We start from the raw sequence: 15,233 nt of genomic DNA on the forward strand, positions 1-15,233 counted from the left end.
GCTCTTGAACCGTTGTTGCCGTGGTTGTGTTTCCGCTGTCGCGCGAGCGCGCTCATCCCACCCGCGCCAGGCCCTTGGCCCGGCGCCGCTGGGTCCCCCTGGAGACCGCCAGCGGATCCCAGTCGGCCGCCCGCTCGGGCAGCAGGGCCGGGTTCGCGAGCACCGCGCCGCCAAGCACCTCGGGCAGCAGCGGCCGCCCGAGGATCTGTGCGGCGCAGGAGATCCCCCCGATCATCGCGCCGGAGACCCCGCTCCCGGCGCGTGTGTTCTGACCGACCAGATAAAGGCCGTCCACCACGGTTCGGGTGTCGGGGCGCGCCCCGAACCCGCCCCAGTGCGCCAGCCCGTAGGGCGTGCCGCCGCTGGAGAGCGTGTACCGCTCGTGGGTTAGCGGCGTGCCCAACTCCAGGTGCGTGATGTGGTCGCGGAACGGGCCGAGAGCCTGCTCCGCGGTGCGCAGCAGTTCGTCGGTCCACCACTGCTTGCTGCGCTGGTACGCCGGGTCGCGCCGGTAGCGTGTCCCGTCGGCCGGGCCGCCGGCCACGCCCCAGTCCGGGTAGTCGGCCCGGGCCAGGGTCATCACCTGGAAGTTGCTGTGGCCGGGCGGGCACACGTCGGCCCGGCCCTGTTCCTTCACCGAGGCGAAGGAGCAGAACGCCGACCGGATCTCCTTCGGCGTGCCCTCGGCCAGTTCCCGGTACATGGACTCGATGTCCTCGTCCCGGAACCACCACAGGTTGGCGTTCGGCCGGTCGGGGAGCTCGATGTCCAGTGCCACATAGAGAACGGCGAACGCCAGGCGCATCTGCGTCTTCCGTGTCTTGCGCACCAGCGCCGCCGGGAAGTTCTGCTCACCGCCGGCCAGATCCAGCACCGTACGGCGGAAGTCCGCATTGGACACCACCAGCGGCGCGGTGTGCACTTCGCCGTCGTCCAGCTGCACGCCCGTGGTCTTGCCGTCCTCGATGGTGATCCGCTCGACCCGCTTGCGGGTGCGCAGGCTGCCGCCGTGCGCCTCGATCACCTCGACCAGCGCGGCGACCAACGCCTGGCCGCCGCCTTCCGGGTAGTAGGCGCCGCGCAGGTAGTGGTCGACCATGCTCAAGTGCGTGGACACAGTGACCTGGTCCGGTGCCGCGCCGTAGTTGGCCGACTGCCCGGCGAGCACCGTTCTGGCCCTCGTGGACAGTCCACAGTGGTCGAACAGCGCGGCAAGGCTGCCCCGGGCCATGACCATCAGCTCCAGGCTTTCCCGGGACTGCTGGCCAAGTCCTTCACTGCGCAACAGGCCGGACCGTTGCAGGTCGCAGACTTCCCGGCCGATGCGTACATAGGTGTCGATGCCGTGGGCGTCGGCCGGCAGCGCGGCCACCAGCCGGTCCCGGTAGCGGTCCCAGCCAGCCGGCACGTCCACCGTGACGGTGGGCAGCTGGATCCGGTCGAACCCGTCCGGGTCCATCTCCAGGAACCGCACCCGCTCGGCCAGGCCCAGCCCGGAGAGAATCCCCGGGATGAGCCCGTCCGGCCCGCAGTCGCCCAGGTAGTGCACGCCCACGTCGAACTCGTAGGCCCGGCGGCGACGGAAGGTGTGCCCGTTGCCACCCGCCACGTCGTGGTGCTCGAACACCACGACCTTGTAGCCGCTGACGGCCAGGTAGGCGGCGCACACCAGCCCGCCGAACCCGGCGCCGACCACGACCGCGTCCCAGTTCTCGGCTTCCCCGCGAGTGATCACGTCCTCCTCCCCGTCAGATGCTGATGCCGCCGTGGATCTCCAACACGGACCCGGTGACATAGGCCGCGCCCGGCGAGGCCAGGTAGGCCACCATGTCGGCCACCTCGGCCGCGGTGCCGAAGCGCCCCAACGGAATGCCGGCCAGCAGCTTGGCCCGGGCCTGCGCGGTCAGCGCCTCGGTCATGTCGGTCTCGATCATGCCGGGGGCCACCGCGTTGACCTTGATGCCGTAGCGGCCGACCTCCTTGGCCATGGCCTTGACGAACCCGATGACGCCGGCCTTGGACGCCGAGTAGTTGGTCTGCGTGGCCAGTCCGTACACACCGGACACCGAGGAGATCGCGATCACCGATCCCCGGCGCCGCTTCATCATCGGGAACACCACGGACCGGCCGACGTGGAAGACGCCGTCCAGGTTGGTGTCCATGACGGCCCGCCAGTCCTGGTCGGGCATCTTCACCAGGGGCCCGTCGCGGGTGATGCCGGCCGAGGTGACGGCCAGCTCGATCGGGCCGAACTGCTCGGTGTCGCCCACCCAGGAGCGCACCGCCTCGCTGTCGCTGACGTCGACCCGCCGCGCCAGCACCCGCACGCCCAGCCCGACAAGCTCCTTCTCCAGCTCGTCGGCGGCCTTCTCGTCGCTGCGGTAGCAGAAGCTGATGTCGAAGCCGTCGGCGGCCAGCCGCTGCGCGACCGCCCGTCCGATGCCGCGGGACGCGCCGCTGACCAGTGCCACTCTGCCGTTGTTGTCGGTCATCGTCGCAAACCCCCGCTGATTGCCCCGGCCTTCTCCGGGCGCAGCTGTTCGGCCGGCCGGAAGGCCATCACGGCGGTGGTCACGGTGACCACCGTCCGCCCGGCCACCCGGCTCTCGCCGTGGAAGATCATGGTTTCGCCCATGTCACGCTGTAAGACGATGTGGTGCTCCACGACGTCGCCGGGGAGCACCGGCCCGTGGAAGTCCACTCCGGACACCGAGCCGAGCAGCATCACCTTGTCGTGCAAGGCCTCAGGTCCACCCGCGGTGAGCATGGCGAGCACGCCGGCCGACTGCGCCCACGACTCGACCAGCAGGGTCGAGGGATAGGCCAGTTCCTCGTCGGTGACCTCGTCCGCGAGGTCGGCGTACCAGGGTTCGTTGCAGGTCACGGCTTTCACCGTGGTGATGCGTTCGCCGGGCACGACGTCGAGCACCCGGTCGACCAGCAGGATCGGATAGCGGTGCGGCAGCAGGCGCCGCAGCTCCGGCAGGGTGACCTTCACGCCGCCACCCCTGCCTTGTAGCCCAGACGCACACTGCCGACCGACCGGCTCCCCACCGACACGGTCGCCTTGCACACCCAGTCCCCGTCCCGCCCGGTCCACTCCAGGGCGATGTCGAGCTCGTCGCCCGGGAACACCGCGCCGAGGAAGCGCGCCGACTCGATGCCCCGCAGCACACCTGGCCCAGGGGCGGTGAACTCCGAGGCGGTGAGCTCGGCGCCACGGGTGACGCACTCCAGCACGCACACGCCCGGGAAGATCGGGAATCCCGGGTAGTGCCCCGCGAACACCGGCTCGTCACCGGTGATGCGGGCCGACGCGGCGGCCCGCCACTTCGCGCCGTCGGCGGTCAGACCGGCGTGCACCCGCACGTCGGCGATCACCGGACTGCGCCGCGATAAACCGCTCACCTCACACCTGCCCCAGGAGCCGGAGCACGGCGCAGCCGGTGGTGCCGCTGCGGTCCACCGAGCTGACCAGCACAACCTTGCCGGCCGCCTCGGGGTCACGCTCGGCCGCCGCCAGCAACGAGGCGATCTGGAAGGACACGGACGCCGCCGCGGTGTCGCCGATCAGGTCGCCGGTGGTGATCCGGTTGACCGTCGGCGCACCGAAGACCTCGGTCAGCACCGCGCGTTCGGCCTCGGCGGTGGCGTCGGGAGCCTGCGAGGCGACCGCCGCCCACACCTCGGACGGCTGCACGCCGGCCTGCGCCAGGACGCTGTCCACGCGGGCCTTGAGGGCCGGCCGCAGGTCGTTGTCCAGGTAGGCCGAGGACTCGACCGCCAGCAGTTCGGCCAGCGGCTGACCGTAGGCGCCGACAGTGTCGGCCGGCTCCATGAGCAGCATGACGCAGCCCTCGCCCAGCACGGCGTCGTGGTTCTTGTCGCCGCGGCTGTGGAAGTCCAGCCAGGACCGGGCGTTGCTGTACTCCTCGACGCCGCCGACCAGAACCTTGGCCGCCCGCCGGGAACGCAGCAGCCGGCGCCCGTAGGTCAGCGCGGTCAGGCCGGCGGTGCGGCCGCCGGCGATCGTGGCGTTGGGGCCCTTGAGCTGGTACCAGATCGCGCACTGGCCGGCGGCGCAGTTCATGGTGGTGTTCGGGAACGCCGCCGGGTCGACGTAGAAGGGCTGCTCGGCGGTCAGCGAGGTCCGGGTGAAGTCCATCATGGACTGCGCGCTGCCGGTGGTGGTGCCCAGCACCAGGCCGGTGTCCGGGCCGGTGTCGATCACCTGGTTGCCCTCGGCGTCCTTGATCAGCCTGCCGACCGTGGTGACGGCCAGGCCGGTGACCCGGTCCATCGAGCGGGTCCCCTTCTTGCCCAGCGCCTCGCGGACGTCGAAGCCGGGGACCAGGCTGGCCCGGCGGTCCGGCACCTGCCAGCGCTCGGTGTCCACATCGGACGCCGTGGCCCGGCCGGCGTGCACGCCGTCGACGAACGCGTCGCGGCCGACGCCGTACGGGCTGACCACGGACCAGCCCGTGATCATCATGCGGTCGGCGGTCACCGGTCCCCCTCGTACTTGCCGAGCACGGTGATCGCGTTGTTGCCGGCGAACGCGAGCCCGTTGTTCTGGACGATCTTCAGGTCGGCCTCCACGGCCACGTTGGGCACGCAGTCGATGCCGCACTCCGGGTCGGTCTCGACGTGGTTGATCGTCGGCGGGATGAACCCGTGCTTGATCGCCAGCGAGCAGGCCGCGGCGGCCAGCGCGCTGGCCGCGCCCATGCTGTGGCCCAGCATGGACTTCAGCGACACGGTGCGCGGCGGCTGGCCGCCGTACACCTCGCGGATGGCCGCGGTCTCGCAGATGTCGTTGGCCTTGGTGCCGGTGCCGTGGGCCGAGATCAGGTCCACTTCGGACGGTTTGACGCCGGCGTTCTCCAGCGCGAGCTCGATGCAGCGGGCCACGCTCTGCTGGTTGGGCGCGACCGGGTGGTGCGCGTCGCAGTTGAGGCCGTAGCCCAGCACCTCGGCGTAGATGGTGGCGCCACGGGCCAGCGCGGAGTCCAGCGGCTCCAGCAGCAGCACGCCCGCGCCCTCGCCGGTCAGGATGCCCTGCCGGTTGATGTCGAAGGGCTGGCAGCACTCGGGTGCGATCGTGCCCAGCCGGTAGAAGCCGGAGAAAGTCTTGCGGCACACCGCGTCCGCGCCGCCGCAGAGCGCGAACTCGGCCTCGCCGAAGCGGACCGCGTCGAAGCCGTAGCCGATCGAGTAGTTGCCGGCCGAACAGGCGGTGCCGATGGTGGAAGTCTCCACATTGGACAGCCGCAGCTCCTGGGCGATGGCCGTGGACAGCTGCGAGGCCGGCGTCCGGCGCACGTGCACCGGGTCGAAGTCGGCCGCTCCCCCGGCCAACTCGACGCCGACCAGGCCGTCCATCTCGAAAGCCTCGCCGTCGGTGGTGCCGATGGACACCATGCCGCGCCGCTGGGACAGCTCGCCCTCAGCCAGGCCAGCGTCCTCGACAGCCATCCGCGCCGCCGCGGTGGCGAAGCGGCTGGCCCGGCCCAACTGCTCGACGGGCACGGTGCGGATCCAGCCGGTCGGGTCGAAGCCGACCACCTCGGCGCCGTTGGAGTGGGCGAAGCCCTCGGTGTCGAACGCCGAGATGGGGCGCACCCCGCTGCGCCCGGAGCGGATGCCCTCGGTGTATTCATCCACCCCGATGCCGATACTGGAGACAACCCCAAGACCGGTCAGGACAACCCGGCGCGGCAACCCGGAGGCCGCGCCGGAAACTACGTGGGACATTATTCCCCCTCCAGCGTTCTCCACCGATACGGGGAGCGGCATGTGCGTGCTGCTCCCCGTATCGCCAGAATGATCGGCCTACCAGCCGGCCGCGTCGGCGACGACGTCGTAGACGCCCTTCAAGTTGACCAGCTGGGACAACTTGTCCTGATCGATGACGATGTTGAATTCCTTCTCGACGGACGCCAGGATCTCGATGGCGCGCAGCGAGTCCGCGCCGTGTTCCTCCTGGAAGAGGCTGGTGTCGGTCACCTCGTCCTCGTCGAGTTCAAGAATTCTGCACACGATTTCCTTGATCTTGACACTGCGCTCGTCAATGGACATGGTCATGCTTCCACCCCATCATTCTCCACCGCCCGCCATGCGCCGCGCTCCCCACGAACAACGGACACAATGCTGGCCACGACGGTGATACATACCTCTACCGGAACCCCATTCGGGGAGTACCCAAGATAACTCTGCCGGCAGGTGTGCGCAAGAAAACTTGGGACAGTTCTCTCGTTATTCACACCCCCCGCAGACTCACCGGACGCATATCCGTCCAGTGCTGCTCCACGTAGTCGAGTGACCCCTGGCGACTGTCCTCGCCGTGCACCACCGACCAGCCCCCGGGCACCTCGGCGAACACCGGCCACAGGCAGTGCTGGCCCTCGTTGTTGGCCAGGACGAGAAAGCGCCCGTCCTGGTCGTCGAACGGATTCGTCATGACCATTCCTCAGCTTCCAGTTCGAACTCGTCGATGTCTTCCTGGGTCAGCGACACCAGCGAGAGGTCCGAGGGCGTGTAGCCGCCGGCGTCGGGCCGGCGGGCGTGCTCGACCAGCGCGTCCAGGGCACGGAACCAGCTGCGGGCCAGGTCGTCGACCGCAGGCTCGTCCAGCAGCCGCCCGGCCCAGGTCCAGGTGGCGACCAGGCGCGGCCCCTCCGGCCGGTCCTCGGTGAGCGCGTTGACGTCGACCACATGCGGCAGCGACATGCTCGGGTCCGCGCCGGCCCCGCCTAGCGCCTCCTGCTCGGCGCTGACCGCCCAGTCCTGGGGCTTCGGCGTGCTCATGCGGCCGAGGTAGTTGAAGCCGATCTGCGGCCGGGGCGCCCGCGCCAACACGCCGGCGGTGGTCGGGTTCAGGTGGCGCAGCAGGCCGTAGCCGATCCCCTTGTCGGGCACCGCCCGCAACTGCTCCTTGACCCGCTTGAGCACGTCGCCGACCACCGGCCCGCCGGCCCACACCTGGGCGAAGTCGACCGGGCCGGGGTCGAGCCGGATCGGGTTGATCGTGGTGAACCAGCCCACCGTGCGGGACAGGTCGACCCGCTCGCCGATGTCCTCGCGGCCGTGGCCCTCCATCTCGATCAGCACGCCGTTGCCGGCATCGCCACCCCGGCGACGCCGCCAATCGGCCACCGCCAACGCAAAACCGGCCAGCAGCACGTCGTTGATCTCGGCGTGGAACACCGACGGCACCTCGGTCAGCAACGCGACCGTCTGCTCCACCGACAGCCGCAGCCGCAACTGCCGCGCCGTGCCGTGGACGTCCCGATTCGGGTCCAACTCCCCAGTGCCCAAGGGACGTTCCGGCTCGGCGGTCATGGCCAGCCAGGTCGGCAGCTCGTCGGCCCGCAGCACGCTGGTGGCCTCCGCCGCCAGGACTTCGGCCCAGCGGCGGAAACTGGTGCCGACCGGCGCGAGGTCCGGCTCGACCCCATCGGCCAGCGCGTTCCACGCCGCCTCCAGGTCGGGCACCAGGATCCGCCACGACACACCGTCAACCACCAAGTGGTGCAACACAAGGATCAAGCGGCCCGGCTGGTCGGGGCCGGCGTCCAACCACACCGCGCGGACCATCTGCCCGGCGTCGGGGTCCAGGCCGGCCTGTGCGGTCGCGCCCTGCGCGATCACCAGCGCCCGCAGCGTGTCCTCACTCGCCCCAGTGGCATCCACCCGAGTGAGGCAGTCGGTCGCGGCGACCGCACCGGTCGGCCGGACCTCCAGCCGCCAGGACTCGTTGCGGCGCAGGCGCATCCGCAACACGTCGTGGCGATCGAGCACGGCCTGCAACGCGGCGGCCAGCATGTCAAGGTCGGCGCCGGCCGGCGTCTGCACGACCGCGCACTGCTGGAACCCGGTCACCGAGCCGGACTGCTCGGCCAGCCAGTGCACGATCGGCGTCAGGCCGACCTCGCCGATGCCGTCGTCGGCGCTGACCTCGGCCTCATCGGCCACGTCCTCGGCGACAGCGGCCACGGCTTCGGCCGTCTTGTGCAGGAACACGTCACGCGGGCTGAGCACCAGGCCGGCGTTGCGGGCCCGGCTGACCACCTGGATGGCCAGGATGCTGTCGCCGCCCAGCTCGAAGAAGTTGTCCTCGACGCCGACCCGCGGCAACCCCAGCACCTCGGCGAACAGCCCGGCGACGATCTCCTCCTGCCGGGTGCGCGCCTCGGTCACGCCGACCACAGTCGCGTAGTCCGGCGCGGGCAGCGCCTTGGTGTCGAGCTTTCCGTTGGTGGTCAGCGGAATCCGGTCCAGCAGAACGAAGGCCGACGGCACCATGTAGTCCGGCACCTGGTGGGCGGTGTGCTCACGCAGCGCCTTGATCTCCGGTTCGACGCCCGCCGCCGGCACCACGTAGGCGACCAGCCGCTTGTCGCCAGGCCGGTCTTCGCGGACCACGGCCGCGACCTGCGCGACGTCGTCGTGGCTCGCGACCGCCGACTCGACCTCGCCCAGCTCGATGCGGAAGCCGCGGATCTTGACCTGGTTGTCGGCCCGGCCGACGTAGTCCAGTTCGCCCTTGGCGGTCCAGCGCACCAGGTCGCCGGTGCGGTACATGCGCGTGCCGGGCGCGCCGTACGGGTCGGCGACGAAGCGTGACCCGGTCAGCGACGGCCGGTTCAGGTAGCCCCGGGCCAGCCCCGCGCCGACGCCGGCGATGTAGAGCTCGCCGGGAATGCCGACAGGCACCGGGCGCAGGGCCTGGTCCAGCACGTAGAGCCGGGTGTTGGCCAGCGGCCGGCCGATCGGCGGCTTCGGCGTCTCGGTGGTCAGCGCCGAGCTCATCGTCACGCACACCGTGGCCTCGGTCGGCCCGTACGCGTTGATCATCGCGCGGTCGCCGGACCAGCGTTCCACCAACTCCGGCGGGCAGGCCTCGCCGGCGAGGATGAACACCAGGTCGGTGGGCAGGGTGATGTCCGGCGGGAAGGCGGCGACCACGGTCGGCGAGAGCACGCCCAGGTTCACCTGCTCCCGGCGGATCAGCTCGGCGACCGGCGCGCCGCCGGCCCGCTCCTCGGCCGACGCCACGACAAGCGTCGCGCCGCAGAGCAGAGCGGTGTTGATCTCCCAGCAGGCCGCGTCAAAGCTGAGCGAGGCGAACTGGAGCATCCGGGTGTCCGGGCCGATACCGAAGCGCAGCCGCTGCTCGGCGGTCATCGCGACGATGCCGGCGTGCGGCAGCACCACGCCCTTGGGCTGGCCGGTCGAGCCGGAGGTGTAGATGACGTAGGCCGGGCTGAGCTGGGTCACCGGCCGGATCCGGTCGGCGTTGGTGAGGTTGGAACCGTCCTGTTCGGACAGTTCCCGGTCCAGCAGCAGCCGGGGCAGATCCGTCGGGACGCCGTCGCCGGTGGCGGCCGTGGTGATCGCCATGGCCGGGTGGGCGTCGGCGAACAGGTAGGCGATGCGGTCCGGCGGGTAGTCCGGGTCCACCGGCAGGTAGGCCGCGCCGGCCTTCTGCACCGCGAGCACGGCCACGATCATCTCGGCCGAGCGGGGCAGGGCCAGGGCCACGATCTGCTCGCTGCCGATGCCGGCCCGCACCAGGGTCCGGGCCAGGCGGTTGGCCCGCTCGTTCAGCTCACGGTAGGTTAGCCGCGTGTCCTCGAACACGACCGCGATCGCGTCGGGCGTGCTGGCTGCCTGGGCCTCGAAGCCATCGGTGATGGTGCCGTCCGGGATCTCGACGACGTGGTCGTTCCACTCGTGCAGGATCCGGTGGCGCTCCTGCGGGTCGAGCACGTCGAATCCGCTCAGCGGCCGGTCCGGCTGTTCGACCAGCGCGGTCAGCAACCGCACCAGGCGGCCGGCCAGCGCCCGCACGGTGTCGGCCTCGTACAGGTCGGTGCTGTACTCGACGAGCGCGGTCAGGCCGCCGTGGTCGGGCTGCTCGGCGAACTCGAAGGTCAGGTCGAACTTGGCCGTGCCGGTGGGCACCTGCCGCACCTCGGTGTCCACTCCGGACAGTGTGAGGTCGGAAACGGCGTTGTTCTGGAACACCAGCATGACCTGGAACAGCGGCTGCCGGGCCAGCGAGCGGCTCGGGTTGATCACGTCGACCAGCCGTTCGAACGGCACGTCCTGGTGGGCGTAGGCGGCCAGGTCGGTGGCGCGGACCCGGGCGATCAGGTCGGCGAAGCTCGGGTCGCCCGAGACGTCGTTGCGCAGCACCAGCGTGTTGACGAAAAAGCCGACCAGGTTGTCCAGGGCCTCGTCGGTGCGGCCGGCGATCGGCGTGCCGAGCGGGATGTCGTTGCCCGCGCCGAGTTTGGACAGCAGTGCGGCCAGGGCGGCCTGGAGCACCATGAACACCGTGGCGCCGTTGGTCTTGGCCAGCTCGGCGATCCGGGCGTGCAGGTCGGGGCCGAGCTCGAAGTCGACGCGGTCGCCCCGGTAGCTGGTGACCGCCGGTCGCGGGTGGTCGGTGGGCAACTCGATCTGGTCAGGCAGATCGGCCAGCGCACCCTGCCAGAACTCCAGCTGCTTCGAGACAACACTCTCGGGGTCGTCCTCGCTGCCCAGCAACTCGTGCTGCCACAACGTGAAGTCCGCGTACTGCACCGGTAGTGGCGGCGGATCGGGCACCTGCCCGGCGACGCGGGCGGCGTAGGACTCGGCCAGGTTGTGGAAGGCCGGGACCATGGACCAGCCGTCGGCGGCCACGTGGTGGACCACGAGCACCAAGGCGTGGCGGTCAGTGTCCACAGTGAACAGATGGGCCCGCACCGGCAGCTCGGTGGCCACGTCGAAGCCCTTGGCCGCCGTCTCGCGCACGGCGGAGTTCAGCTTGGACTCGGCGATCTCGGTGGTCGGCACGATCAGCGCGACCGCCGCCGGGTCCAGCACCAGCTGGCGCGGGACGCCGTTGACGTCCGGGTACACCGTGCGCAGGCTCTCGTGCCGGGCCACCAGGTCGCCCACCGCGGCCACCAGGGCATCGGTGTTCAGCGGGCCGGTGAGGTGCACGACCGAGGCGACGTTGTAGGCCGCGGACGCGGCGCCTTCGAGACGGTTCAGGAACCACAGTCGTCGCTGGGAAAAGGACAGCGGCACCACCTCGGGACGCTGAGCCGGCACCAGGGCCGGCCGGACGTCCACAGATCCGTTCAGCTGCTCGGCCAGCTCGGCGACGGTCGGGGCCTCGAACAGGACCCGGACCGGCACCTCCACGCCCAGCACCGAGCGGACCCGGCTGACCAGGCGGGTCGCCAGCAGCGAATGCCCGCCCAGGTCGAAGAAACTCTCGGCCACGCCAACGGAAGGCAGGCCCAGCACCTCGGCGAACAGGGTGCACAGGATCTCCTCCTGCGGGCCCCGCGCGGCGCGGCCACCGCCGACGGCCGCCGCCTCCGGCACGGGCAGCGTCTTCCGGTCGACCTTGCCGTTGGGGGTCAGGGGAAGCGCGTCGAGGACCATCACCACTGACGGCACCATGTACTCCGGCAGCACCTCGGCGACGCCCTCGCGCACCACCGCCGGGTCGACCGCGCCGACGACGTAGCCCACCAGCCGCTGCTGGCCGGCGGTGTCGACCCGGACGTCGACCACTACGTCGGTGATCCCCGGGACGGCTCGCAGGACGGCCTCGACCTCACCCAGTTCGATCCGGTGGCCCCGCACCTTCACCTGGAAGTCCCGACGCTCCAAGAACTCCAACTGACCATCAGGCAGATACCGAACCCGGTCACCGGTGCGGTACATCCGCGCGCCAGGCACCTCCGAGAACGGGTCCGCCATGAAGGAAACGGCCGTGCGGGGTGTGTTGTGCAGGTACCCGTGACCGACACCGGTGCCACCGACGTACAGCTCACCCGGGACACCGACCGGAACCGGCTGCAAGCCGTCACCCAGTACATACAACTGCGTGTTGCGCACCACCCGGCCGATCGGGACGCGGACGTCACCGAGTTCGTGGCCGGTCCGGATCACCGCGTGCGTAACGTCATCCGCGCACTCCGTGGGCCCATAAGCGTTGACCAGCGGAATCAACGGGAAACGCTCAAACCACCGGGCACACAGATCCGGCGGCAATGCCTCACCCGTCACCACCAACCACCGCAGATCGGCCAACTCCGGCACACCAGAACCGGCATCCCAACCATCCAAGGCGGCCCGCAGCAGCGACGGCACAACCTCCAACACCGTGCACGGCACCGCGAACAGGGCATCGGGATCGGCGGCGACCTCGCGGTCCACCACACACACCGTGCCGCCGACCATCAGCGGCAACAGCATCTGCCACACCGAGATGTCGAACGTCAACGGCGCGTTCTGCACCACCACATCAGTCGCCGACACCGCCAGATCCTCAGCCTTGGCCAACAGGTGATTCACCATGCCCCGGCGATGCACCATCGCACCCTTGGGCTTACCCGTCGACCCCGACGTAAAGATCACGTAGGCCAGATCGTCCTCAGCACCGACAACCGGCGCCAACTCGTCGTCCTCGCGATCGCCGAGCACGACCACCCGCACCGAACCGTCGAGCGGCACGACCTCGGCGGCCAGCTCGATGAACTCCGGTGCCACCAACAACAACCGGACGCCGCTGTCCACCAGCAGCGATGAGATGCGCGCGACAGGGGCGTGCACATCGAGTGGCACATACGCGCCGCCGGCCCCCAGCACGCCCAACACCGCCGCCACGAACCGAGCACTGCGGTCCGAGAGCACAGCAACCAACGAACCCGGGTCCACCTCACGGGACACCAGACTCGCCCGCCGCACCAACGACCCGTAGGTCACCGGCCCGGAGTCATCCACCACGGCCACCGAAGAAGGATTGGTCCGGCGGACCCGCTCCACCACACCCTCGAAGCCACCGTCGCGAGCGGAGTCGTTCCACTGCACCAACAACTGCCGCCGCTCGGCCGCGTCGACCACGTCGATCCGACTCAACGGCCGGTCGGCGTCGACGCGGACGAAGTCGGTCAGGTAGTCGAGAAACCGCCGCTGGTGCGCGGCCAGCTCCTCCTCGCGGTAGACCTCGGGGTTGGCGTTGAAGTGGAAGCCCAGCTCCCCGTCCGACGTCTCGTAGGCGGTGATCTGGAAGTCCTCCACCGGCCCGCTGGTGAGGTCGTTCATGACACACACGCAGTCGCCGAAGGAGAAACTCGCGCCGTAGTCGAGCACGTTCACGGTCGGCCCGAACGGGCGCTGGTCGGCGTGGTCCAGGCCCATCAGCTGGCGCACCTGCCGGCCGCGGAAGTGCTGGTGGCGCACGGTCAGGCTGACCTGCTCGCCGGCCTGCGCGAGCAACTGGGCCCGGGTGGTCGCCGCGGCGATGCGCAGTTGCAACGGCAGGAAGTTGGCCCGCATGCCGGGAATCGCCCGCGCTTTGGCGCCGGTGCGCGCGGTGGCGGGCATGGTGAGCATGACAGTGTCGCTGTCGGTCATGCGCTGCACGTAGGCGCCGGCCGCGGCGATGACGAAGGTCGGCCAGGCCACCCGCGCCTGCCACGACGCCGCCTTGACGTCGGCCATCACGTCCGACAACACCGAGGAACGCCGCAGGTAGCTGCGCGGGGTAGCCGGCCGGCGGCCGGACAGGTTGGTCAGATCGGGCGTCTCCGTGAACCGCTCGCGCCAGAACTCCTCGTCCCGCGCCAGCTTCGGCCCGGCCGCGTAGGCGGCCTCGTCGTCCAGCAGCTCCGACACCGGGGCCAGCACCCCATCGGTCGGGTCCGTGCCCTCGCCCAGCGCGTCGTAAATCCGGGAGAACCGGTTGTAGAACACGCCGTACGAGAAGCCGTCGAGCACGATGTGGTGCGTGCACACGTAGTGGTGGTAGTGCTCGGGCCCGATCTTGTGCAGGGCGAACCGGAACAGCGGCCCGTTGTCGAAGTCCAGCGGCCGCGCCAGGTCGGCCTCCATCAGCTCGACCGAGCGGGCCGCCGGGTCGGCCTCGCCGGTGAGGTCGGTGACCGGCGACGGCCAGTCGGCGAACGGGTGCACCACCTGGCGCGGCTCCCCGTCGCCCGGGGTGAACCGAACGCGCAGGGTCTGCGCCTCGCGCACGGTCGCCCGCAGCGCCGCCTGGTACCGGTCGACGTCCAGTCCGCCCCGGATGTCCACGTAGCCGCCGGTGTTGTAGACCGGGTTGCCGGGGTCGAGCTGTTGGCCCACCCAGATCTCGGTCTGCGCGGCCGACAGCGGCAGACCGTCGCCTGGTCCCTCAGTCCTCACCGAGCACTCCTGTTCCCCCAGATCAGCGCGCCAGCGCGTCGTACGCGTCCGGCGCGTCGATGGCGGCGACCACGTGGTCGCCGTAGATGTCCTGCAGCCAGTTGCGCTGGTAGAGCGTGTCCAGATACCGCTCCCCCAGGTCGGGTGCGATGGCCACCGCGGTGATGTCCTTGCCGTCCGCGTGCTCGTCCAGCCAGCTCAGCGCGCCCGAGAGCACGGTCCCGGTGGAACCGCCGAACAGGAAGCCCTTGCGGGCCAGCTGGTGGCAGATGCGGATGGTGTCCGGCTCCTCGACGTGCACCACGTCGTCCACATAGGACTCGTCCAGCAGCTGCGGCCGCACGCTGGTGCCCAGCCCGGGAATCATCCGGGGGCTGGGCGGCCCGCCGAAGGTCACCGAGCCGACGCTGTCCACCGCCACGATGCGCACCTTGCGGCCGGCCTCGTGGAAGTAGCGCGCGCAGCCCATCAGCGTGCCGGTGGTGCCCGCGCCGACAAAAAGCACGTCCAGGTCCGGGAACCGCTGCGCGATGGCCGGCGCGGTGGTGCGGAAGTGGGCGCCCCAGTTGTCGGGGTTGGCGTACTGGTTGAGCCACACGTACTTGCTGTCGCTGGCGCACAGGGCCCGCACGTAGTTGATGCGGGCCCCCAGGAAGCCGCCGTCCCGGTCCGGCTCGGCGATCACGTGCACCGTGCTGCCCAGGCTCTCCATGAGCTGGCGCGTGGTCAGGTTGCAGCGCGAGTCGGTGACGCAGACGAAGCCGTAGCCCCGGCTGGCCGCGATGATGCTCAGCGCGATGCCGAGATTGCCCGACGAGGACTCGACCAGCGTCGAGCCCGGCACGAGCCGGCCGGCCCGCTCGGCCGCCTCGACCATGCTGGCCGCCGCCTTGAGCTTGATGGAGCCGGCGAAGTTGAAGCCCTCGCACTTGAGGAACAGCCGGCGGTCGAACACCGGAGCCAGGTCGACGTAGAGGTCCTCCACGTTGAACTCCTGCGGGCTGGTGATCACTGGCACG

The 15,233-nt window shown here is 70.4% G+C and carries 10 protein-coding genes; all 10 read right to left on the reverse strand.

Features of this window, described 5'->3' with window-relative positions:
* Positions 1–52: 52 nt before the first annotated feature.
* Entirely contained in the window at positions 53–1,735 is a 1,683-nt protein-coding gene (locus tag JJ691_RS17480; RefSeq protein WP_249227999.1) for a phytoene desaturase family protein, read from the reverse strand.
* Between the two features lie 13 nt (positions 1,736–1,748).
* Positions 1,749–2,492, reverse strand: a complete 744-nt coding sequence (fabG, locus tag JJ691_RS17485) for a 3-oxoacyl-ACP reductase FabG (protein ID WP_211769811.1) — start codon at positions 2,490–2,492, stop codon at positions 1,749–1,751.
* Positions 2,489–2,998: a 3-hydroxyacyl-ACP dehydratase FabZ family protein gene (locus JJ691_RS17490; protein ID WP_211769812.1), complete on the reverse strand. Its 510-nt coding sequence runs from the start codon at positions 2,996–2,998 to the stop codon at positions 2,489–2,491. Before JJ691_RS17490 ends, fabG begins: the two co-directional genes overlap by 4 nt.
* Positions 2,995–3,408 (reverse strand): 3-hydroxyacyl-ACP dehydratase FabZ family protein, encoded by a 414-nt coding sequence (locus tag JJ691_RS17495; protein ID WP_211769813.1) that lies wholly within the window; start codon positions 3,406–3,408, stop codon positions 2,995–2,997. Before JJ691_RS17495 ends, JJ691_RS17490 begins: the two co-directional genes overlap by 4 nt.
* 1 nt (position 3,409) lies before the next feature.
* Positions 3,410–4,507, reverse strand: coding sequence for a beta-ketoacyl synthase N-terminal-like domain-containing protein (locus tag JJ691_RS17500; RefSeq protein WP_211769814.1), 1,098 nt, complete (start codon positions 4,505–4,507; stop codon positions 3,410–3,412).
* Entirely contained in the window at positions 4,504–5,754 is a 1,251-nt protein-coding gene (locus tag JJ691_RS17505; RefSeq protein ID WP_211769815.1) for a beta-ketoacyl-[acyl-carrier-protein] synthase family protein, read from the reverse strand. Before JJ691_RS17505 ends, JJ691_RS17500 begins: the two co-directional genes overlap by 4 nt.
* A 78-nt stretch (positions 5,755–5,832) precedes the next feature.
* Positions 5,833–6,084 carry an acyl carrier protein gene (locus JJ691_RS17510; protein WP_211769816.1) on the reverse strand — a complete coding sequence of 84 codons (252 nt, stop codon included), beginning with the start codon at positions 6,082–6,084 and terminating at the stop codon, positions 5,833–5,835.
* 175 nt (positions 6,085–6,259) lie between these two features.
* Positions 6,260–6,460 (reverse strand): MbtH family protein, encoded by a 201-nt coding sequence (locus JJ691_RS17515; RefSeq protein ID WP_211769817.1) that lies wholly within the window; start codon positions 6,458–6,460, stop codon positions 6,260–6,262.
* Complete coding sequence (locus JJ691_RS17520; protein ID WP_211769818.1) at positions 6,457–14,214, reverse strand: non-ribosomal peptide synthetase; 7,758 nt, start codon at positions 14,212–14,214, stop codon at positions 6,457–6,459. Before JJ691_RS17520 ends, JJ691_RS17515 begins: the two co-directional genes overlap by 4 nt.
* Positions 14,215–14,236: 22 nt before the next feature.
* Positions 14,237–15,232 carry a 2,3-diaminopropionate biosynthesis protein SbnA gene (gene sbnA / locus JJ691_RS17525; RefSeq protein ID WP_211769819.1) on the reverse strand — a complete coding sequence of 332 codons (996 nt, stop codon included), beginning with the start codon at positions 15,230–15,232 and terminating at the stop codon, positions 14,237–14,239.
* Position 15,233 lies beyond the last annotated feature (1 nt).

The organism is Kutzneria sp. CA-103260 (assembly GCF_018263855.1).
Taxonomy (GTDB): Bacteria; Actinomycetota; Actinomycetes; order Mycobacteriales; family Pseudonocardiaceae; genus Kutzneria.

Coding starts and splice junctions, on each gene's coding strand:
- fabG (WP_211769811.1), bottom strand. CDS start 2,492: ATGACCGACAACAACGGCAGAGTGGCACTGGTCAGCGGCGCGTCCCGC.
- JJ691_RS17505 (WP_211769815.1), bottom strand. CDS start 5,754: ATGTCCCACGTAGTTTCCGGCGCGGCCTCCGGGTTGCCGCGCCGGGTT.
- JJ691_RS17510 (WP_211769816.1), bottom strand. CDS start 6,084: ATGACCATGTCCATTGACGAGCGCAGTGTCAAGATCAAGGAAATCGTG.
- JJ691_RS17515 (WP_211769817.1), bottom strand. CDS start 6,460: ATGACGAATCCGTTCGACGACCAGGACGGGCGCTTTCTCGTCCTGGCC.